We start from the raw sequence: 22,578 nt of genomic DNA, 5'->3' as shown, positions 1-22,578 counted from the left end.
GAGTTGATCTGTTTGAAGTGGACAGAGCTTTCGATCTATACGACAAATGAGGCAATTGAACCGATCTCCAATATTCTGCATGAAGCGGGTGCAAGTGGTGTTGTGATTGAAGATCAACAGGATTTATTTACTGAAAGAGATGATGAATTCGGAGAAATCTATGAGCTCAATCCAGAGGACTACCCAGAAGAAGGCGTTCGATTAAAGGCCTATTTACCTGTTAATAGTTTTCTAGGAGAAACTGTTTCAGAAATTAAACAAGCAATTAACAATCTATTGCTATATAATATCGACATTGGATTGAACAAAATTACGTTAAGTGAAGTAAACGAAGAGGATTGGGCTACTGCATGGAAAAAATATTATAAACCAGTTAAAATCTCTGAAAGAATCACGATCACCCCAACATGGGAAGATTACCAGCCTGTCTCTTCAGATGAATTGATCATTGAGCTTGATCCTGGTATGGCGTTTGGTACAGGCACACATCCTACAACTGTTCTTAGCATTCAAGCTTTAGAAAGACTAATAAAGGCAGAAGATGTGGTGCTTGATGTAGGATGTGGTTCTGGTGTGTTGAGCATTGCTTCGATTTTACTTGGGGCGGAAAAGGTTTATGCTTACGATTTAGACGATGTCGCAGTACAAAGCACGAAATTGAATGTGAAAGTAAATAAGGTTAGTGATCATGTAACGGTTAAACAAAATAATTTATTAGATCATATAACTATCCAACCAAATATTATTGTAGCGAATATATTAGCTGAGATTATTCTCCGTTTTGAGCGTGATGCGTATCGCTTACTCCAGCCAGGTGGAATGTTTATTACATCAGGCATTATCCAAGCCAAAAGACAACAAGTAGAATCAGGTTTAGAAGCTGCTGGCTTTGAAATTATGGAAGTCAACCAAATGGAAGACTGGATTTCCATTATCGCAAAAAAACCGGAAGAGAGTAGGTAGATCATGCAACGATATTTTGTACAGGCTGACAAATGGACAGAATATGAGGTATCGTTAAATAGCGATGACTTTCATCATGTTGTAAATGTCATGCGGATGGTTGTTGGAGATATCATCCTTTGTAGCCACCCAGATGGAATGACAGCTAAATGCAAAATTCAACATATTGGAACGGAAACAGTAAATGCTAAAATAATAGAATGGATAGCAGATTCTGCTGAATTACCTATTAAAGTTTCCATTGCTCAAGGCTTACCAAAAGGTGACAAATGGGAGTATATTTTGCAAAAAGCGACAGAATTAGGTGCTTCGGAATTAATTGCTTTTCAAGGAGATCGCTCTGTTGTAAAGTGGGATGAAAAAAAAGTAATTAAAAAAAGACCTCGCTGGGAAAAAATTGTGAAAGAAGCGAGTGAACAAGCACACCGTAATAAAATTCCAACCGTTTCAGGGGTTTGGACGTTCGATAGTCTATTGGAAAGAAGTGTCCATTATGACTGTAAATTTTTTGCTTATGAAGAAGAAGTGAGAGATCGTCAAAGCAAGAAATTACACGACTACTTTTCCAATATAAATCAAGGAGCTTCTGTACTTATTTGTATTGGTCCTGAAGGTGGTTTTTCTGAGCAAGAAGCAACTCTTTTAAAGAAATCATCCTTTCAACCGGTGCGTTTTGGACCAAGAATATTGCGAACAGAAACTGCGCCACTTTATGCATTGTCTAGTTTATCCTATTATTTTGAAGAAATGAGGTGATCCAATGCCTACAGTTGCATTTCATACATTAGGTTGTAAAGTGAATCATTATGAAACAGAAGGTATTTGGCAGAAATTTAAAAACGAAGGCTATGAACGTGTAGAATTCGATCACCATGCAGATGTTTACGTTATTAATACTTGTACTGTAACGAATACTGGTGATAAAAAAAGTCGGCAAATTATCAGGCGTGCTGTTAGGAGTAATCCTGAGGGTATTGTATGTGTAACAGGTTGCTATGCTCAAACGTCACCTGGAGAAATCATGGAAATTCCAGGTGTAGATATTGTGGTTGGAACCCAAGATCGCGGAAAGATGATTCAATATATCGAGGAACATCAAGAGCATCGTGAGCCTATTAATGGTGTTTCTAATATTATGAAAAATAGAGTGTTTGAGGAGATGGATGTCCCAGCCTTTACGGATCGAACACGTGCTTCATTAAAAATACAAGAAGGCTGTAACAATTTTTGTACCTTCTGTATTATCCCATGGTCAAGGGGATTACTTCGTTCAAGGGATCCGGAGAATGTGTTAAAGCAAGCGCGACAGCTTGTAGAAGCTGGTTATAAAGAAATTGTTTTAACAGGGATTCATACTGCTGGCTATGGTGAGGATATGAAAGACTATAATTTTGCTCAATTATTACGTGATTTAGAAGCAAAGGTAAAAGGTTTAAAACGAATCCGAATTTCTTCTATTGAGGCAAGTCAGATTACTGATGAAGTGATTGAGGTACTTGATCAATCAAAGAAAATTGTTCCACATCTTCACATTCCATTACAGTCTGGATCAGATACCGTATTAGAGCGGATGCGTCGTAAATATTCCACTGATTTTTACCGGAAGCGTGTCGCGAAAATTCAAAATGCATTGCCGAATCTTGCTATTACATCTGATGTAATTGTTGGCTTTCCTGGAGAAACAGATGAGGAGTTTCAAGAAACTGTTGATTTCATCAAAGAGATTGGATACTCTGAATTGCATGTATTTCCATTCTCTAAACGAACCGGGACTCCTGCTGCAAGAATGGATAATCAAGTAGATGAAGAATTGAAAAATAATCGCGTACAGAAATTAATAGACCTATCAAATGAACAAGCCCTTGCCTATGCGAAGCGATATGAGGACGAGGTAATAGAAGTTATTCCTGAAGAAACGATGGATGAAAATCATCCAAACATGCTTGTCGGTTATTCTGATAACTATTTGAAGGTTAGATTCGAAGGAACAAAGGATATGATTGGTGAAATAGTAAGAGTGAAGATTACGAAAGCTGGCTACCCGTATAATGATGGTAAATTTGTTCGTGTGATGGATGATGCAGCATTACAAGTATAATGGAAAATAAACATAAAATTGTTGACCTAACAATAGTACTATATTATAATTGCTAGGAGACATATGTAGCCATTTTTGTACATATGTTAGATTAATTTTTGTTGTATGCTTCGGAGGGAGGGAAATTGCATGTCTAACACAACTCGCGTTCGTAAAAACGAGTCACTTGAAGATGCTCTTCGTCGCTTTAAACGTAGTGTATCAAAATCTGGTACATTATCTGAATATCGTAAGCGTGAATTTTATGAAAAACCTAGTGTTCGCCGTAAGAAAAAATCGGAGGCAGCTAGAAAGCGTAAATTTTAAAGAGGGTGTATGAATCAATGGCAATCGTTGAACTTTTGAACCAGGATATGAAACAGGCGATGAAGGACAAAGATAAATTAAAATTAGGCGTAATAAGAATGGTCAAAGCATCGATTCAGAATGAAGCCATTAAGTTAAAGAAGGATGCATTGTCAGAAGATGAAGAATTAACGGTTTTAGCTAGAGAGCTGAAACAACGAAATGATTCCCTCCATGAATTTAAAGAAGCTGGACGCGATGATCTTGTAAGTAAAACAGAAGAAGAAATCAAAATACTACAAGCATATATGCCTGAGCAACTATCTGACGAGGAATTAGAGCAAATAGTTGTACAGACAATTGATGAAGTTCAAGCAGAATCCATGAAAGATATGGGAAAAGTGATGAGTGCTTTAATGCCTAAGGTTAAAGGTAAGGCAGAAGGAGCAAGAGTGAACCAATTTGTTCAAAAGCATTTAAAATAAATGATAAGAATACATTGATTCCTTTTAAATATCACAATATTTAGGCCTTTTCTCTGAGCCTAATTTAATAAGATTATATTATTCCAAATATAAACTGTGAATGTGAGAGAGTAACCACCCTCTTAGCATTCACAGTTTATTTTTTAGGAATGGAACTATTTCTGTTGCTAATAAAATGGCTACTTATTCATAGCACATAATAAATTTTAGTAAAACAAAAATCAAATGTTGTAGGATATTTTTCCTTCCGCAATGAAAATATGGTAAACTGTATGCGATTAGTCTTTTTTGTTTAAATTTTGAAACCTTTTACAGCTTTCAATCGTAAATGTAAAATAGCCTGAAAAGAAGGGAGGAGGGAATTTGTCACGTATCCTATTAAAAGCAAGTGCAATGGTTTTTATACTTTTTAGCTGTTTAAGCTTTTTTACCTATATTCAAGCTGCTGAAGGAGAGGGAAAGCTAGTCTATGTTATTCCTATCGAAGACACAGTTGAAAGAGGTTTAGAGGCATTTGTTAAACGGACAACAAATGAAGCGAAAGAAGCAAGTGCTGATCACATTATATTTGAAATCAATACACCTGGTGGCAGGGTAGATGCAGCCAAAAATATTGGCGAGATATTACAAGACTTAGAGATTGAAACGACTTCCTTTGTAACGGTAGAAGCATTATCTGCAGGGTCTTATTTAGCCCTCAACACTGACAATATATATATGAAACCCCAAGCAAGCATGGGAGCTAGTGGTGTCATTAACTCAGATGGAACTGCTGCAGATAAAAAAGCTCAATCAGCATGGATCGCCAGTATGAAAAGTGCTGCAAGCTCTAAGGATCGGGATCCGCTTTATGCGGAAGCAATGGCCAATGCTAATGTCGACTTACCAGATTATGGTGCGCCAAAAGGCGAGTATTTAACCTTAGATGCAGAAACCGCAGTAGAGATTGGTTATGCAGAAGACATAGTAGATCATCGAACTGCATTATTACATAGCTTATCGCTTTCTGATGCTGAAGTGGTTGAAACGAGTCCTACATTTGCCGAAGGTCTTGCTCGTTTCCTAACAAATCCAGTTGTTGTACCGATCTTGTTATCCCTTGCAAGTATTGGACTTGTTGTAGAATTGTATTCACCTGGTTTCGGTATTCCTGGTTCCATTGGCTTAGTATCTTTAATCCTGTTTTTTTACGGCCATATTATTGCAGGTCTTGCCGGATATGAGGCGATAGTTCTATTAATATTAGGAATTGTCTTGATTATAATCGAAATATTTGCACCTGGTGGCATTTTGGGATTTATCGGCCTTGCGGCTATTGTTGTATCCCTGTTTATGTCAACAGACAATATAGGTCAGATGTCGATCAGTATTTTAATTGCCATTTCATTAGCAATTATTGTAGCGGTTGTTCTGTTTAAAACGATTGGACTTGAGAAGGGAATCTTTCGACATGTCATATTAAACGATGCAACCACAACAGAGCTTGGTTATGTATCAACAGTAAATCGAAAAGAACTAATCGGTCGAGAAGGGATAGCAGTGACACCTCTTCGACCCTCAGGAACAGCTGAATTCAACGATGAGCGTTTAGATGTTGTTTCAGAAGGGGCTTTTATTGACATGAGTCGACCTGTTAAAATCGTCAAAGTAGAAGGTTCCCGAATTGTGGTAAGACCAATAAAAAATGATTAGGAGGAAATGAAAATGGATGCAGGATTTGGAGGATTTTTACCAATTATACTCATTGGGTTAATTGTTATCGCAGTTGCTATACTGTTTACATTTATTCCTGTAATGCTATGGATTAGTGCACTAGCAGCAGGGGTAAAGGTCAGTATCTTCACACTTGTTGGAATGCGTTTAAGAAGGGTTGTCCCATCCCGTGTTATTAATCCATTGATTAAGGCACATAAAGCAGGACTTGGAGTTACCACGAACCAACTAGAGAGTCATTATTTAGCAGGTGGTAATGTAGACAGAGTGGTAAATGCATTAATTGCAGCACAACGAGCAAATATTGAATTAAGCTTTGAACGCTGCGCAGCTATTGACTTAGCAGGACGTGACGTATTAGAAGCAGTCCAAATGAGTGTTAATCCAAAGGTAATTGAAACACCATTTATCGCAGGTATTGCAATGGATGGAATCGAGGTAAAGGCAAAGGCTAGAATTACTGTTAGAGCGAACATTGATCGACTTGTCGGTGGTGCTGGTGAAGAGACGGTAATTGCTCGTGTTGGGGAAGGGGTCGTTAGTACAATTGGTAGCTCGGAAGCCCATACGAAAGTATTGGAAAACCCTGATTCTATCTCCCAAAATGTTTTAAACCGTGGGTTGGATGCTGGTACTGCGTTTGAAATTCTATCTATTGATATTGCCGATGTAGATATCGGTAAGAACATTGGAGCTATTTTGCAAACAGACCAAGCAGAGGCAGACAAAAACATTGCGCAGGCAAAAGCAGAAGAACGACGTGCAATGGCGGTTGCTCAAGAACAAGAAATGTTGGCAAAAGTCCAAGAAATGCGTGCCAAAGTAGTAGAAGCAGAAGCAGACGTACCACTTGCTTTAGCAGAGGCGCTACGTTCTGGGAAAATGGGTGTAATGGACTATATGAATTACAAAAATATTGGAGCAGATACCGATATGAGAGATGCAATTGGTAAATTAACGGACACGGATAAAGACGATGATACCAATCAGTAGTTTTATTAATTCATCAGCCAACTCTTACTGGAAAGGAAGAGAATAATGGATGATATTTTAGGCTTTCTTCCCGCTATCATTGCAGTGCTCTTGTGGGTTTTCGGCCTCTCCAATGCTAACGAGAAAAAGAATAGCAATCAACCTAAGCAAATGAAAAGAGCTTCTACAGCTCAGCATCAATCTCGAGAAGAACAACAGACGAGCGTACCAGAGGAAACCTTGCAGAGTGAGCCGAAAATAGAACCTATTCCAGCTAGTGGAGAGGCTAGCTTTCAAGACCAAAAACGTGACCAGATGGAACGTTTAAAAGAAAAGCTTCAGAATGCGCAGGACGTTCGCCAGCAGCAATTAGGTGAGCATGATGCTTTACCTAATAGACCAAGCCTTAAAAGACAAAGTGAAAATAAGAAAATTGCTAGTCTTTCACTCAAGAGCAATTTAACAACGAAGGGGATTGCCCAAGGGCTGATTATGGCAGAGGTATTAGGTAAACCGAAAGCATATCAAAATATTCAGAAGAAAAATAGCTATAAACCGTAACTGGTTTATAGCTATTTTTTATTTTAGTAAAGTAAGTAAGATACACAGCATTCTAAGCTCAAAGTAAACGTACCTATTCAAGCATATAGCTAACTAACTTTTCATACAATGAAATGAAGGGGGCGTTGTGCTGTGCGGCAATGGAAAGATAAGCTATCAAGATTCGTAACTAAAACATTTGATCTTCCTTCTGAAGTCATGTTGGAACTCCCACGTATTACCATGATAGGTTCCATTCATGCCTATATCGAAAATCATCAAGGTTTAATAATCTTTCAATCCAATGAACTTTTGCTGAAGGTGCACAATGGCTTTATTAAGATTATTGGATCTGATTTTGTACTGAAAATGATGGTCGGACAAGAGATCTTACTAGAAGGGAAAATTACGGATGTAACTTTCCAAAAAGAGATAAATGGAGGGAAGACATAGATGTTTCTCGAGAAAAAAAGCTGGTTAAAAGGGTATGTCACCATAAAAGTAATAGGTGAATATCCAGAAAAATTTTTTGAGTTATGTGCGAAAAATGGCATACAATCATGGGATATAAACAAAATAAATAGGACAACTTGCACTGGTATTGTTAATGTAAAGGATATCCCTAAGCTACGCAAGGTTAAAAGGAAGACTATTCATAAGGTTTATTTCCGTGACAAAAATGGTTTTCCTTTTTTTATGAAGCATACCTTATACCAAAAACCACTACTCATTGGATTTATGATTGCAGTGTGTTTTATTTTTTTCCTTTCTAACATGGTCTGGCGAATCGACATCAATGGATTAGATAATGAATTGGATAAAAAAGTCATGGAGCACCTCACCGAGTATGGTGTGACAAAGGGGAGCTTGCAATGGAATATAGCTTCACCAGCGGAAATTCAAAAAAAGCTCCTAGAGGACATTCCAGAGTTATTGTGGATCGGCGTAACGAAAAGAGGGTCAAACTTCCATTTAGAGGGTGTTGAAAAAACACTAGTGGAAAAGCCTGAAGAGGAGGAGCCGGGCCACCTAGTTGCTGCGAAAGAGGGGGTAATTGTAGATCTTTACGTTGAAAACGGACAACCTCTTGTAAAACCAAATGATGTAGTAAACAAAAACGATATCCTCATTTCTGCTTATTTAGGTGACCAAAAAGAGGAGGACAAGAAGGAAGAGGAACAAGCTCCAAAGCCTCTTGTTGCTAAAGGGGAAGTGATTGCTAAGGTTTGGTATAGAAGTGAAATTGAGCTTTCGATAGACGATAAGTATGAAGTGCTAACAGGGGAGAGTGAAAAGAAGCATTATTTGAAGGTTATAGATTGGCTCATACCTGTTTGGAATTTCCGATATCCTGATTACAAAAATAGCCAAATGGAGGTAAATGAACGATCTTTCTATTTCTTGAAATGGAAGCTGCCAATAAGTTATGTGGAACAGACTATATTTGAGAAAGAACAAATCGAGGAGAAACGGTCAGAGGATGAAGCGAAAAAACTTGCACTCCAACAGGCGAAAAGAAGGTTGAAAAAAAGCATACCAATTGATGCAGAAATAATAGATGAAAAAATTTTGCACGAACGAGTAGAGCATGGTAAAGTTAAATTAACAATATATTACACCGTTCTAGAAGACATTGTAAAAAGACAAACAATAAATCAAGGAGATTGATTATGTCAGAGGATTTTAAATTAATTAATTTACAACTAGAGAACCCAAACGAAGCATTAAATTTATTCGGTACAGAAGACCGCCACCTCAAACAATTAGAAGAACAGTTACAAGTTTCCATTGTTTCAAGAGGAGAACAAGTAAGCGTTTCTGGAACAATGGAAGATAGAAAAATGATCCAAGAAGTGTTAGATGGATTACTTCACATCATTCGAAAAGGGATTGCGGTAACAGAACGCGATGTTATTTATGCTGTAGATTTAGCAAAAAGAGGAAAAATCGATCAACTTGAGACATTATTTGAAGACGAGATTACAAAAAACGCTAAGGGTAAATCAATTCGGGTAAAAACGCTCGGTCAACGAAATTATTTGCAAGCAATGAAACGAGATGATTTGGTTTTTGGAATTGGTCCAGCCGGTACAGGAAAAACCTATTTAGCCGTTGTGATGGCAGTATCTGCTTTGAAAAGTGGTAAAGTAAAAAGAATCATCCTAACAAGGCCTGCAGTAGAAGCAGGGGAAAGCCTAGGATTTTTACCAGGAGATTTAAAAGAAAAGGTTGATCCGTATCTACGTCCACTTTATGATGCATTACATGATGTGCTTGGCAATGAACATACGATGAGATTAATTGAACGTGGAACAATTGAAATTGCACCACTTGCTTATATGCGAGGGCGAACATTAGATGATGCTTTTGTCATTTTAGATGAAGCGCAAAATACGACTACCGCTCAAATGAAAATGTTTTTAACAAGACTTGGATTTGGGTCAAAAATGATTATCACTGGTGACGTAACTCAAATTGATTTACCAAAAGGGGTTTATTCAGGATTAGTGGAGGCAAGGGAAAAGCTCCAAAATATGAACGGAATAAGCTTTGTTACTTTATCTCAGTCAGATGTAGTCAGACATCCAATCGTGCAAAAAGTCATTGAAGCCTATGAAAAGAAATAAAAAGCGCAAATGTAAAATCTCATGCGTGTAAATAACTAATGATTAAACCATTCTTTGAATAATCAAAAGAGGGATGATGATGAGAAAACAAAACATAACAAAGGATATACATAAATACTTAAAATATGATTGGATACAATTTTTACTAACATCCCTCATTTGTGCCTCTATTTTTTTTCTGGTGACGTATTCCAATGTATATACGGAAACATATGACATCGAGAAATTTTCAACAGCAAATGAAACGATTCGTTCCCCTATCACCATTGAAAACACAAAGGAGACGGACAGTCGTATACGAGAAGCTGTTCAATCAGTAGAGGATCACTACGAGATTTCATTAGAAGTGGCAGATGAAAGGGTCTCTGCTGTCCACGAAATATTTGAAGCAATTGAAAAAGTGGAATCAGAGGATTTGAAGAAGACACTATCACTTCCATCCGTCACAATCGATGACAAAATTTCCTACTTGAAGGACCTTGTTCAAGATGAAGCCATTCGTGAAATTGATGATCAAGTATTTCTCTCCTTATTCGAAGCAAGTCCAGAGAATAGAATGCTTGCTAAAGAATTATTGACGACTGCATTAAATGATGCTTATCATACAGGGGTTCAAATAGAAGAAGAGAACAAGGTAATAGAGTCAATCCAACAAAAGCTGCATTATTCAACACTAGATAATAGCTTTGTACGGTCTTTATATCCACTTATTTCCTATGGAGTCGAACCAAACTCCTTTTTCTCAGCAGATAAAACAAATGAAGCCCAACAAAGAGCTAGAGAGAATGTTGAGCCTGTCATGATTCGTGCTGGTGAAATCATTGTTGAAGAAGGAAAATTAATTACGAATGAAATTTATGAAGAGCTTAAGATTACAGGGCTTTTAAATGAAGAGAGGAATATATTCCCGTTAATTGGGCTATCGCTTTTATTACTTCTCCTAGCGTCCATGATGTTTTTGGAGATGTGGCATGCAAAGAAAAAGAAAGCATTGAAGCTTAGTTCGTTAATTGCCATTATTATTATTAGTATTTTTATTGCTAGTTTAATGAAGGTCGTCAGCTTTTATACGACTACGGTAAATCCTCTTTATTTTGTCGCGCCAATTGCTGTAGCATCTATGCTTTTAAAAATCTTAGTCAGTGAGCGGCTAGCAATCGTTTTTTCTATTTTTTATGCAATGGTAGGTAGTGTCATTTTTAATGCGAACATACCTGGCCTGCTTAATATGGAGGCAGGAGTATACTTTTTGGTTACACAGCTAGCTAGCATTTATTTTTTAGCCAATGTGAAGGATAAAATGGCGATTTTAAAGGCTGGCATCAGTATCTCGTTATATAATATTGTCACTGTATCTTTATTTTTATTATTATCGTTTGAGAAATATGACTGGTTAGACTATTTAATGTTTAGTGGATATGGCTTTCTTTCTGCCATGTTCTCAACCGTGTTAACAATTGGAATGCTTCCATTTTTTGAGTCAGGATTAGGAATTATTTCAGATTCAAAGCTTTTGAGCCTGTCTAGTCCGAATCAACCGTTGTTGAGGAAATTATTGATTGAAGCACCGGGTACCTACCACCATAGTATTATGGTTGCCAATTTAAGTGAAGCAGCTTGTGAAGCAATTGGTGCGAATGGATTACTTGCACGAGTAGGTGCTTATTATCACGATTTAGGGAAAACCGTTCGACCACATTACTTTATTGAGAATCAAATGGGAATGAAAAACCCCCATGATTTTTTGGACCCTTACGAGAGCGCTGAAATCATTCTTCAGCACCCTTTGGATAGTGCAGAAATGTTAAGAAAAGATAAGCTTCCAAAAGAAATCATTGATATTGCCCTGCAGCATCACGGTACAACCTTGTTAAAATTTTTTTACTATAAAGCAAAAGAGGTTAATGAGAAGGTTCCAGAATCCGAATTTCGTTATCAAGGTCCTAGGCCTAGATCAAAGGAAGCCGCAGCAGTATCGATTTGTGACTCAGTAGAAGCTGCTGTTCGATCACTCAATCATCCAAACCAGGAAGAAATAGAAAATATTGTAACATCCATCATAAAGGATCGTGTGTTAGATGGGCAGCTTAACAATAGTTCTTTAACATTAAAAGAATTAGAAACAATGAAAAGCGTCATCTGTGAAACATTAAAAGGTATTTATCATTCAAGGATTCAATATCCAAAAGAAGAGTCGATCAAGGAGGCAAAATAACATGGAGATTGATTTTATCGATGAAACAGAAAGTATTAAACAGGATTATCTGGAACTTATCAGTCGATTATTAAGTTATGCAGCAACAGAGGAGAAAATACCTGACAATGCTGAATTATCACTCACATTCGTAGACAATGAGGAAATTCAACGATTGAATAAAGAATACAGGAGTCTTGATCGACCTACTGATGTGCTTTCCTTTGCATTAGAGGAGGAACAAGAAGGAGAATTGGCTATAAATGGTGAAGGATTGCCTCTTGTTTTAGGAGATATTATCATTTCGGTAACCAAAGCAGAGGAACAAGCAAAGGAGTATAATCATAGCCTATCAAGAGAACTAGGTTTTCTTGCGTTACATGGCTTCTTGCATTTACTTGGATACGACCACATGGAGAAGGATGAAGAAACAAAAATGTTTTCAAGACAAGAGGAGATCTTAAATGGCTTCGGATTATCGAGGTAAGAATAGGTTCCATTTTGGGTTTCGTTATGCATGGAAAGGATTAAAAGTCGCCATATTAACCGAGCGAAATGTCAAAATACACCTATTAGCTATGATAATGGTGATCATTATCGGTCTGATAACTAAACTATCCACAGTGGAATGGGCTATCCTTTTTCTAACCATTGGTGCGGTCATTAGTATGGAAATAATGAATACTGCCCTCGAAAGAGCTTTAGACTACTTAGAGCCAAAAAAACATACCGCCATAGGTACCGCAAAAGATCTTGCTGCAGCAGCTGTTTTAGTTACGGCAATCATTGCCATCATCATAGCATGTCTAATTTTTTTGCCAAAATGGTTAGCAATTTTAGCATAGTGCTATCAAAATTAGAGATTATACGAAAGGGAAAGTGAACTTATTTAGGAAGCTTTCCTTTTTCAATTTGTACAAACTTAAAAGGGAGGCGAATGAAGCTTGTTTGAGTTTCTAACCTCTAGATAATGATAACCAACCTTCCAAAAAACAACATCACATGTTAGAATGTTTAAACAATGCCAATTCGTGTAGAATATTAGGGAATACATCCTTTTTACAGGTTTTAAAAAACATTACCACTAGTTTTGTCGAATGCATGAAATACACAGCAATTTATAGTATGATATACATATAGCAGCCAACAAGAGAATAGCGGAGGAACAGTATGGAAAACACTTTCAAATCAGGATTTGTAGCTATAATTGGAAGACCTAATGTCGGGAAATCTACCTTTATGAATAGAGTAATTGGTCAAAAAATTGCCATTATGAGTGACAAGGCGCAAACAACGAGAAATAAGATTCAAGGTGTATACACAGATAAGGAAAAACAAATTGTTTTCATTGATACGCCCGGAATTCACAAACCGAAGCATAAACTAGGCGATTTTATGGTCAAAATTGCAGAGAACACTTTAAATGAAGTGGATGCAATTATGTTTATGATCAATGCTGATGAAGGGTATGGTCGCGGAGATCAATATATTATCGATCGACTAGCAACTAATAAAACACCAGTTTTTTTAGTCATTAATAAAATTGATCTCATACATCCCGACGAACTTTTGCCACTTATTGAATTATATAAGGACAAGTATCCATTCCAAGAAATTATTCCAATTTCAGCATTAGAAGGTAATAATGTATCCCATTTAATGGACATTTTTACAGAGTATTTGCCTGAAGGACCACAATTTTATCCAGAGGACCAAGTAACCGATCATCCAGAAAGGTTTATCATTGGAGAATTAATTCGTGAAAAGGTTCTTCATTTAACAAGGGAAGAAATTCCACATTCTGTAGCAGTGGTCATAGACCAAATAGAGAATCGTGGAGATGATCAAAAGCTCTTGATACAAGCAAGTATCATCGTTGAGCGAAAATCTCAAAAAGGTATTATTATAGGCAAGCAAGGTAAGATGCTCAAGGAAATTGGAAAAAGAGCAAGGCAGGATATTGAACGTTTACTTGGTTCGAAGGTTTATTTAGAGCTTTGGGTAAAGATCCAAGAAAATTGGCGAAATAAACCGCATCAGCTCCATGAGTTCGGTTTTAAACAGGATGAATATTAACGAATGGAGTAGCTTTCTTCATCATTTTACTATGATAAATGTATGATCATTGAAAATCATACATGGTAAATATTATTACTAATTGAATGACTGTTTTGGGTAATTCTATTAATGAGCACAATGATTAATGACCAAAAGGAAAGGTGAGATTTATTGTGATCGATGTACCATGGAAAATTTTCAGTCAAACAGGTAATATTGAAGCATATTTATGGATGAAGCAAATGGAAGTAGAAGAACCAATAATGGAGGATGATTCTTCCGACGATCAGCAAGAATCTTTACTAAAAGATACACATTTTTAATTGTAGAAAGGGAAAGGTGAAGCTTGTGTTCGAAAAAGTAGAAGGCTTCATTCTTAAAACACAGGATTACGGAGAAACTCACAAAATTGTGACATTACTAACGCCAACAATGGGGAAAATTGGCGCAATAGCACGTGGTGCAAAAAAAACAAAAAGTAGAATGGCTGCTATCACGCAGCCATTTATTCATGGTAATTTCTTAATCCAACCTGGTACTAGTCTAGCCACGATCCAACAGGGTGAAGTCCTATCTTCTTTTCGAGGAATTAGAGAGGATATCTTTAAAACAGCTTATACAAGTTATTTAGCTGAATTAACGGATAAGCTAATTGACCCAAAAAAATATAATCCGTTTCTTTATAAACAGCTTCTTCAAACGGTTAGATGGATTGACACTGACAAGGATGCTGAAGTCTTGACGATGATATATGAGTGGAAAATGTATCAAGAGGCGGGTTTTGCGCCTATCGTTGACAAATGTGTTCACTGTGGCCGAAACGAAGGGCTTCATTATTTTTCTGTACATGAGGGAGGGGTGCTGTGTTCCGCATGTTCTTATAAAGATCAGTATGCCTTTTATGTTTCAGAAAACTTACATCGACTACTTGTTGTTTTTTCCTTAATTGACATGGAACAAATAGGAAACATCTCTATCAAAGCAGAAAATAAACGCTTATTACATCAAATAATGGATCAATATTATGAACAGCATGGTGGCTTTTATCTTAAATCGAAAAAGTTTTTAAAGCAGATGGATCAATTAAAAAAACCTTAGAAGTTGACAATGGATTAGATTTCTCTTATTATGTAGAATAATGGAATGACGTTTCTGCGTGGAGAGAGAGTAGTACTTTTCATCCATTCTTAAAAGCGAGTCTAGGTTGGTGGGAGCTAGATAGGAATGCGTTAAGGAAGGCGCTCTGGAGCAGTTTTTTTATAAAGTGGTTATCCTATAGAAATGGATAACAAATAGGGTGGAACCGCGGGCAACCCGTCCCTATGCTTTATCAGTGGATAAAGCATAGGGACGGGTTTTCACGTTAGAGAACGCGATTTTTAATGGGGGTAGTGAACATGAATATTCAAGAAATGATCTTAACATTACAGAAGCATTGGTCAGATCAGAATTGTATTCTGATGCAAGCATATGATGTGGAAAAAGGAGCTGGTACCATGTCTCCTATGACCTTATTGCGTAGTCTTGGGCCAGAGCCTTGGAATGTAGCTTATGTAGAACCATCCAGAAGACCTGCTGATGGAAGATATGGACAAAATCCAAATCGTCTTTATCAACATCACCAGTTTCAAGTGATTATGAAGCCATCACCTGCAAATATTCAAGAGTTATATTTGAAATCACTCGAAAAGCTTGGTATAGATCCGAAAGAGCATGATATTCGTTTTGTAGAGGATAATTGGGAAAACCCAACTTTGGGTGCAGCTGGCTTAGGTTGGGAGGTTTGGTTAGATGGAATGGAAATTACGCAATTTACGTATTTTCAACAAATAGGTGGTCTAGAGGCAAAACCAGTAGCAGTGGAAATTACGTATGGTATTGAGCGTCTTGCATCCTATATTCAGGATAAAGAGAATGTTTTCGAATTAGAATGGACGAAGGGTGTAACAGTAGGAGACATTTTTTATCAACCTGAATACGAGCACTCCACCTACACGTTTGAGGAATCAAATACAGAGATGCTGTTCGAACTATTTTCAACCTATGAGGATGAGGCAAAACGAACAATGGAAAAAGGATTAGTATTTCCAGCATATGATTATGTCTTGAAATGCTCTCATACGTTTAATTTATTAGATGCCAAAGGGGTTATCTCTGTGACAGAGAGAACTGGCTATATCGGAAGAGTGAGAAATCTTGCTCGAGAAATCGCAAAGCTTTATGTAGAAGAAAGAGAGAGGCTTGGTTTTCCGATGTTGAAAGGAGAGAGTAACGTAAATGAAAACAACTAATGTTTTATTCGAGATTGGCTTAGAAGAAATGCCTGCTCGTTTTATGGACAATACAGAGAAGGAATTAAAGGAAAAGACAATAAATTGGTTAGAGGAAGTCAGATTATCCTACCAAAAAATCAACACATACATTACGCCAAGACGATTTGCTGTATTAATCGAAGGACTTCAGCTGAAACAAGAGGATCAAGTAGAAGAGGCAAAAGGTCCTGCAGAGAAAATTGCAAAAGACGAAAATGGAGGCTGGACAAAAGCTGCAATTGGTTTTTCAAAAGGTCAAGGTAAGACCGTTGAAGACTTATACATGAAGTCAGTTAAAGGTACTAACTATGTATTCGTGAAGAAGTTTATTGAAGGCAAGAGTACGGTGGAGCTTTTACCACAATTTAAGGAAGTCATTTTAAACTTACACTTTCCAAAAAGTATGCGTTGGGCAAATGAAAGCATTCGCTATATCCGTCCAATCAAATGGATCGTTGCCTTACAGGATCATGAAGTAATTCCACTTAGTATTGCCGGAGTTAAATCTAGTAATATAACGTATGGACACCGCTTTTTAGGTGGAAAGATTACCATCGATCAACCACTTCAATATGAACAGCTTCTAGAAAGGGAATATGTAATTGCAGTAGCACATAAACGTGAGCAGCTTATTTTAGAAGGGATCAAAAGACTAGAAGAGCAAAACAATTGGCAAATTCCAGTTGATCAAGACTTACTAACAGAGGTGAAAAACCTTGTAGAATTTCCTACAGTCTTTAGTGGTAAATTCCATGAATCTTTTTTACATTTACCAAAAGAAGTGTTAATTACGACGATGAAGGAACACCAACGATATTTCCCTGTTCAATCTACCGAAGGAGAATTGTATCCTTATTTTATCGGTGTAAGAAATGGTACAGCAGAACATATCGATACCGTTGCACGAGGTAATGAGAAGGTGCTACGAGCTAGACTACAAGATGCGCAATTTTTCTATGAAGAGGACCAAAAGCAATCGATAGAACGGAATATAGATAAGCTAACTCGGATGGTTTTCCAAGAAAAACTTGGAACAATTGCAGATAAGTCAAAAAGGATAGTGAATATCTCAGAAATAATAGTGGACCATCTTGGTTTATCAGAGAAGGACAGAACACTTGTAAAACGAGCCGCAGAAATCTGTAAGTTTGATCTTGTTACAAATATGGTAACGGAATTTACGGAGCTTCAAGGAATTATGGGAAGAAATTATGCCTATATTTTTGGTGAGGATCCAGCAGTGGCCCAAGCAATAGAGGAACAATATATGCCACGCCATGCGAATGCAGCATTACCTGAAAGCATTGTTGGTACAGTAGTCAGTATTGCCGATAAGCTAGATACTATTGTTGGTTGTTTTTCTGTCGGGTTAATCCCTAGTGGTTCACAGGATCCTTATGCTTTAAGGCGACAAGCTTTAGGGGTCATTCAAATGATCGCTCATCAAGGATGGAGCTTGAATTTGGATCGATTAGTGAAGGAAGTACAAGCTTTATATTCTACTAAGGGTGACAATAAGGTACTATCTCAGCTAGAATCATTTTTTAAGCAAAGAGTTGCATATATTATGAAGGAGGATAATATTGAAGCAGATGTGATCGATGCCGTCTTAATTAATGAACTTGTCAATATTTCCTTTGTAAAAAGAAAAGCACTCGTACTAAGCGAAAAAAGAAATGATCCTACTTTTAAAGCAAAACAAGAGGCCTATGTTCGCGTCATTAATTTAGCCAATAAAGCAGAGAAGATCGATTCCGTTAGGCCAGAATTATTTGAAAATGAGCAGGAAAAGCAACTCTTCGGTACTTATCAATCGATCCAATCAGCATACTTAGAACTCCTTCAGCAACAAAAAGCTCAAGAAGCGTTAACTGCTTTAGATCCGCTTGTTCAGCCAATTCATCAATTTTTCGATCATACCATGGTTATGGCAGACAACGAAATGGTCCGAGCAAACCGCTTATCTCTACTGAGTGTTATTGCCAAAGATATTAAAAAGTTTGCTGATTTAACACTGATCCAATGGAAGCAAGTTCAAGGTTAGTGAGACCCAGGGGGCTAAAGAGGTAATGGAGAAAAAAATAATCTATGTCGTTTCGGATTCGGTTGGTGAAACAGCAGAATTAGTGACAAAAGCAGCATTAAGCCAATTTTTGGATGAAACCGATTATGATCTGTATCGTATACCATATGTAGAAAGCTTTGAAGTTTTGCGTGGTGCTGTCTACCACGCAAAGCAATTAGGAGCACTCATCGGATTTACTTTAGTAAATAATGAATTAAGAGATTTTCTCGTAGAGGAGGCAGCTTCTAAACAAGTTGAATGTGTGGATATTATGGGACCAATGCTTAGGGCAATGGAGCGGAAGTTTAGCTTGAAATCTAAGCAAGAGCCAGGCAATATTCATAAATTAGACGAGGATTACTTTAGAAGAGTGGAAGCAATAGAATTTGCTGTCCGGTACGATGACGGGCGAGATCCACGAGGGGTGATGCAAGCAGATATCGTATTAATTGGTGTCTCAAGAACTTCAAAAACACCATTATCACAATATTTAGCACACAAAAAATTAAAAGTAGCGAATGTCCCAATTGTGCCAGAAGTGGACCCACCAGAATCACTTTTTCAAATTCCCACACATAAATGTATAGGATTAAAGATAAGTCCTGAAAAACTTAACGGGATACGTAGAGAGAGACTAAAGTCTCTAGGGCTTAGTGATGGAGCAAGCTATGCCAATTTAGATAGAATCGAAGCAGAACTTAACTTCTTTGATAATGTAATCCAAAGATTAGGTTGTCCAGTTATCGATGTTTCCAATAAAGCAGTCGAAGAAACAGCGAATATTATTTTAAATATGATTAACCAACCATATTGGAATTTAGAAAATGATAATGGTGAAAAAATCGATGAATCATAAAGGAATAGAAAATTATTTCGAATTCCTCGTATTTATTATTGGAAATTAACACATAATTGTTTTATAATAATATTTTGTGTAAAACAAAATATAAATTTATTATAACCTTTTTTATAGTTTTTCTAGGAATAATTTTAAGGAAAAGCAGGAATTTGCTAATTTTTGTAGAATAATTTAGCATAAGGGTTCATTTTTTTTACGATTGCCAAACAAAAATCCTAATAACAAAGGTTGTTTTAGTTAGTGCAAAAAGAGGTATTATGATATTAAAGGGGAATTCTCTTTTTCTTCACAGAATGAGAAATTTGTCGAATGTTAAAATAGAATATGCTTTTATAATTTGATTAGAATTGGTGATAAGTATGGCTAATCAGTATACAGATGAAACGATTGCGTCTGTTCAAGCCGCAAATGATGTAGTAGACATTGTTGGCGAATATGTCCAACTAAAAAAGCAAGGCAGGAATTTCTTTGGACTATGCCCTTTTCATTCTGAAAGCACCCCATCTTTTTCCGTAAACCAGGAGAAACAAATTTTTCATTGCTTTGGCTGTGGTAAAGGTGGAAATGTTATTACATTTATGATGGAAATCGAAGGCTTTTCCTTTCGACAGGCCATCGAATTTTTAGCTGATAAATCTGGTCATACCTTACCAAAAGCTTCCGAAACAAATAAAAAAGAACCTTCTACGGAAGAACAGGCGATACTAGAAGCGTATCAATGGCTAACTAAATTATACCATCATCTCCTGAGACATACAAAAGATGGGAAAAAGGGCTTGGAGTATTTGTATCAAAGAGGTTATTCTGATGAATCTATAGATACATTCCAGCTAGGCTACTCACCACAATCCAAAGATTTCATTTTGCAATTTCTAGAAAATAAAGGTTTCCATCGTCAAACAATGGTGAAAGCAGGACTCTTAACAACAAATGATCAACAAAATTATGTGGATCGTTTTCAAGGAAGGATTATTTTCCCTATTCGTAATGCAATTGGAAAAACAGTCGGTTTTGGTGGAAGATCGATTAATGGACAGGATCCCAAGTATTTAAATAGTCCTGAATCACCTGTCTTTCAAAAAAGTAAATTACTTTATAATTTTGACTTGGCACGAAGTGAAATTCGCAAGAAAAGTGAAGCCATATTATTAGAAGGTTATGCAGATGTTATTGCTGTCCATCAAGCAGGTGCAAAAAATGGTATTGCATCATTAGGAACGTCTTTAACAGATGCACATGCAAGTATTCTCCGAAGGTATGTTGATACGGTTTTAATTTGTTTTGATGGCGATGATGCCGGTCAAAATGCAACGTATAAAGCAATCAAGCTATTAAAGAATGCTGGATGTACAGTGAAAGTAGCTAACTTACCAAAAGGCTATGACCCAGATAGTTATATTCAAGAATTTGGTGCAACTAGTTTTAAGGAAAACGTACTCCAGGCGAGTTCATCAGAAATGACTTTTCTTATTAATCATTTGAAGAAAAATTTTAATCTTCAACATGAAGGAGATCGGATTAGATATGTAGAAAGTATTATAGGAGAAATTGCTTTACTAAAAAGTCCGATCGAAAGAGATCATTATATCCGGGACTTATCTGATCAATTTGATTTATCTTATGATGCATTAAATCAGGATTTAATGTCAAGGATACGTAACAACAGTAAAAATGATGATAACCGTCAAGACTTTGGTCATACTAAAGATGGAAATCATCTAATGAATCGACGGAATCAAAAAGTATTATCAGCGTATCAGAATGCAGAGAGAAGACTTATTGCTTACATGCTACAAAATGCTCATGTTGCAGAAAGAGTAAAAAATAGACTTGGATCAAAGTTTAATCTAGAACAACACCAAATTATTGTTACCTATCTTTATGGCTTCTATGAGGAAGGAAATGAACCAAATTCAAGCCATTTTCTCACATATATAGAAGATGAAACGATTCGTAAGCTAATTGTTGAATTGTCCATGCTTGATTGTAGCTGGGAAATTACGGATAAAGAAATGGATGACTATATTAGAACCATCTTAGCTGAACAGACGGATCATGTTCGGATTAAACAACTAGAACAGGAACAAAAGCTACTAGAGAAAACAGATCCGGTAAAAGCAGCTCAAATTGCGATGGAAATATTAAAGATAAAGCAACAATCAAAAAATGGAGCAAGTTTTTAGAAGGAGGGGCACTCATGGCAAATAATAAACCATCACGTTCAAAGGAGCCTGAACTTACATTAGAACAAGCAAAAGAGCATTTAATGGAAATCGGTAAAAAGCGTGGTGTTTTAGCATATGAGGAAGTTGCTGAAAGACTATCAAATTTTGAATTGGAATCAGATCAGATTGATGAATTTTATGAGCAATTGAACGAGCAAGGTGTGGAAGTAATTGGAGATAATGATGAAGATCCAACTTTACAACAGCTATCAAAAGAAGAGGAATTTGATTTAAATGACCTAAGTGTACCTCTAGGTATTAAAATAAATGATCCTGTTCGGATGTATCTAAAGGAAATTGGTCGTGTGGACTTATTATCGGCAACAGAGGAAATAGATCTAGCGAAACGAATCGAAGAGGGCGATGAATATGCCAAGAAACGTTTGGCTGAAGCCAATCTACGACTTGTTGTAAGTATTGCAAAACGCTATGTCGGTAGAGGAATGCTATTCCTTGACTTAATTCAAGAAGGGAATATGGGGCTAATTAAGGCAGTTGAAAAATTTGACTTCCGGAAGGGATTTAAATTTAGTACGTATGCCACTTGGTGGATTCGCCAAGCCATTACAAGAGCGATTGCCGATCAAGCACGAACCATCCGCATTCCTGTGCATATGGTTGAAACGATCAACAAATTAATTCGCGTGCAACGTCAATTATTACAGGATTTAGGACGGGAACCTACACCAGAAGAAATTGCTAAAGACATGGATCTTACACCTGATAAAGTGAGAGAAATTCTTAAAATTGCTCAAGAGCCCGTTTCTTTAGAGACTCCAATTGGGGAAGAAGACGATTCGCATCTTGGAGACTTTATAGAAGATCAAGAAGCTACCTCGCCATCCGATCATGCCGCTTACGAATTACTAAAAGAACAACTAGAAGATGTATTAGACACGTTAACTGATCGAGAGGAGAATGTTTTACGCCTTCGCTTTGGACTTGATGATGGAAGGACTCGAACACTAGAAGAAGTTGGAAAGGTGTTTGGTGTCACAAGAGAACGTATCCGTCAAATTGAAGCAAAAGCATTGCGAAAGCTTCGCCATCCTAGTCGTAGCAAGCGATTAAAAGACTTCCTTGAGTAGGGGATTTGAATGACCTTCTGTGTACTTACGCAGAAGGTAGCTTTTTTATACGGAAGTAAATAGTTGGCTTTTACCACCGTTTATGCTCTAATAA

22 protein-coding genes and 1 other annotated feature are annotated in these 22,578 nt (G+C 36.9%); all 22 genes read left to right on the top strand.

Annotation, left to right across the window (positions count from 1 at the left end):
• The first annotated feature begins 12 nt into the window (after positions 1-12).
• The 22 genes from prmA (at position 13) to rpoD (ending at position 22,484) form a co-directional block, all read left to right on the top strand.
• Positions 13-963, top strand: a complete 951-nt coding sequence (prmA, locus tag ACZ5R4_RS03680) for a 50S ribosomal protein L11 methyltransferase (protein WP_277678974.1) — start codon at positions 13-15, stop codon at positions 961-963.
• Between the two features lie 3 nt (positions 964-966).
• Positions 967-1,719 (top strand): 16S rRNA (uracil(1498)-N(3))-methyltransferase, encoded by a 753-nt coding sequence (locus ACZ5R4_RS03675; RefSeq protein ID WP_464368076.1) that lies wholly within the window; start codon positions 967-969, stop codon positions 1,717-1,719.
• Positions 1,720-1,723: 4 nt separating this feature from the next.
• On the top strand, positions 1,724-3,061 hold the full coding sequence (gene mtaB / locus ACZ5R4_RS03670) for a tRNA (N(6)-L-threonylcarbamoyladenosine(37)-C(2))-methylthiotransferase MtaB (RefSeq protein ID WP_277678976.1): 1,338 nt from the start codon (positions 1,724-1,726) through the stop codon (positions 3,059-3,061).
• Between the two features lie 129 nt (positions 3,062-3,190).
• A complete protein-coding gene (gene rpsU, locus ACZ5R4_RS03665; RefSeq protein WP_018931586.1) occupies positions 3,191-3,367 on the top strand; it encodes a 30S ribosomal protein S21 in 177 nt (58 codons plus the stop codon).
• Between the two features lie 17 nt (positions 3,368-3,384).
• Positions 3,385-3,831: a GatB/YqeY domain-containing protein gene (locus ACZ5R4_RS03660; RefSeq protein WP_054859261.1), complete on the top strand. Its 447-nt coding sequence runs from the start codon at positions 3,385-3,387 to the stop codon at positions 3,829-3,831.
• Positions 3,832-4,224: 393 nt separating this feature from the next.
• On the top strand, positions 4,225-5,523 hold the full coding sequence (locus ACZ5R4_RS03655) for an NfeD family protein (RefSeq protein WP_109984592.1): 1,299 nt from the start codon (positions 4,225-4,227) through the stop codon (positions 5,521-5,523).
• A 12-nt stretch (positions 5,524-5,535) separates the two neighbouring features.
• Entirely contained in the window at positions 5,536-6,537 is a 1,002-nt protein-coding gene (floA, locus tag ACZ5R4_RS03650; protein WP_054787729.1) for a flotillin-like protein FloA, read from the top strand.
• A gap of 45 nt (positions 6,538-6,582) precedes the next feature.
• Positions 6,583-7,077, top strand: coding sequence for a hypothetical protein (locus tag ACZ5R4_RS03645; protein ID WP_464368075.1), 495 nt, complete (start codon positions 6,583-6,585; stop codon positions 7,075-7,077).
• Positions 7,078-7,209: 132 nt separating this feature from the next.
• Positions 7,210-7,509, top strand: a complete 300-nt coding sequence (gene yqfC / locus ACZ5R4_RS03640) for a sporulation protein YqfC (RefSeq protein WP_054787727.1) — start codon at positions 7,210-7,212, stop codon at positions 7,507-7,509.
• The gene (yqfD, locus tag ACZ5R4_RS03635) at positions 7,510-8,724 is read left to right on the top strand and encodes a sporulation protein YqfD (RefSeq protein WP_109984155.1); all 1,215 of its coding nucleotides are present in this window, start codon (positions 7,510-7,512) and stop codon (positions 8,722-8,724) included.
• Between the two features lie 2 nt (positions 8,725-8,726).
• Positions 8,727-9,683 (top strand): PhoH family protein, encoded by a 957-nt coding sequence (locus ACZ5R4_RS03630; protein WP_109984156.1) that lies wholly within the window; start codon positions 8,727-8,729, stop codon positions 9,681-9,683.
• A 79-nt stretch (positions 9,684-9,762) separates the two neighbouring features.
• The gene (locus tag ACZ5R4_RS03625; RefSeq protein WP_464368074.1) at positions 9,763-11,898 is read left to right on the top strand and encodes an HD family phosphohydrolase; all 2,136 of its coding nucleotides are present in this window, start codon (positions 9,763-9,765) and stop codon (positions 11,896-11,898) included.
• Position 11,899: 1 nt separating this feature from the next.
• Positions 11,900-12,364 (top strand): rRNA maturation RNase YbeY, encoded by a 465-nt coding sequence (gene ybeY / locus ACZ5R4_RS03620; protein ID WP_054787724.1) that lies wholly within the window; start codon positions 11,900-11,902, stop codon positions 12,362-12,364.
• Complete coding sequence (locus tag ACZ5R4_RS03615; protein ID WP_109984158.1) at positions 12,342-12,722, top strand: diacylglycerol kinase family protein; 381 nt, start codon at positions 12,342-12,344, stop codon at positions 12,720-12,722. Before ybeY ends, ACZ5R4_RS03615 begins: the two co-directional genes overlap by 23 nt.
• 325 nt (positions 12,723-13,047) lie before the next feature.
• Positions 13,048-13,953 carry a GTPase Era gene (gene era / locus ACZ5R4_RS03610; protein ID WP_054859266.1) on the top strand — a complete coding sequence of 302 codons (906 nt, stop codon included), beginning with the start codon at positions 13,048-13,050 and terminating at the stop codon, positions 13,951-13,953.
• Positions 13,954-14,108: 155 nt separating this feature from the next.
• Complete coding sequence (locus tag ACZ5R4_RS03605) at positions 14,109-14,258, top strand: YqzL family protein (RefSeq protein WP_109984159.1); 150 nt, start codon at positions 14,109-14,111, stop codon at positions 14,256-14,258.
• A gap of 25 nt (positions 14,259-14,283) precedes the next feature.
• Positions 14,284-15,033 (top strand): DNA repair protein RecO, encoded by a 750-nt coding sequence (gene recO, locus ACZ5R4_RS03600; RefSeq protein WP_054859682.1) that lies wholly within the window; start codon positions 14,284-14,286, stop codon positions 15,031-15,033.
• Between the two features lie 50 nt (positions 15,034-15,083).
• Positions 15,084-15,260: a binding site (T-box leader), on the top strand.
• A gap of 72 nt (positions 15,261-15,332) precedes the next feature.
• Complete coding sequence (gene glyQ / locus ACZ5R4_RS03595; protein WP_054859267.1) at positions 15,333-16,226, top strand: glycine--tRNA ligase subunit alpha; 894 nt, start codon at positions 15,333-15,335, stop codon at positions 16,224-16,226.
• A complete protein-coding gene (gene glyS, locus ACZ5R4_RS03590; protein WP_109984160.1) occupies positions 16,213-18,291 on the top strand; it encodes a glycine--tRNA ligase subunit beta in 2,079 nt (692 codons plus the stop codon). Before glyQ ends, glyS begins: the two co-directional genes overlap by 14 nt.
• Positions 18,292-18,316: 25 nt before the next feature.
• Positions 18,317-19,168 carry a pyruvate, water dikinase regulatory protein gene (locus tag ACZ5R4_RS03585; protein WP_109984161.1) on the top strand — a complete coding sequence of 284 codons (852 nt, stop codon included), beginning with the start codon at positions 18,317-18,319 and terminating at the stop codon, positions 19,166-19,168.
• Between the two features lie 362 nt (positions 19,169-19,530).
• Positions 19,531-21,354: a DNA primase gene (gene dnaG, locus ACZ5R4_RS03580; protein ID WP_109984162.1), complete on the top strand. Its 1,824-nt coding sequence runs from the start codon at positions 19,531-19,533 to the stop codon at positions 21,352-21,354.
• Between the two features lie 14 nt (positions 21,355-21,368).
• Positions 21,369-22,484, top strand: a complete 1,116-nt coding sequence (gene rpoD / locus ACZ5R4_RS03575; protein WP_054787787.1) for an RNA polymerase sigma factor RpoD — start codon at positions 21,369-21,371, stop codon at positions 22,482-22,484.
• Positions 22,485-22,578 lie beyond the last annotated feature (94 nt).

The organism is Gracilibacillus sp. JCM 18860, from assembly GCF_055395245.1.
Note: the sequence above shows the minus strand (reverse complement) of the source record. Positions and strands in the feature narration are given on the sequence as shown.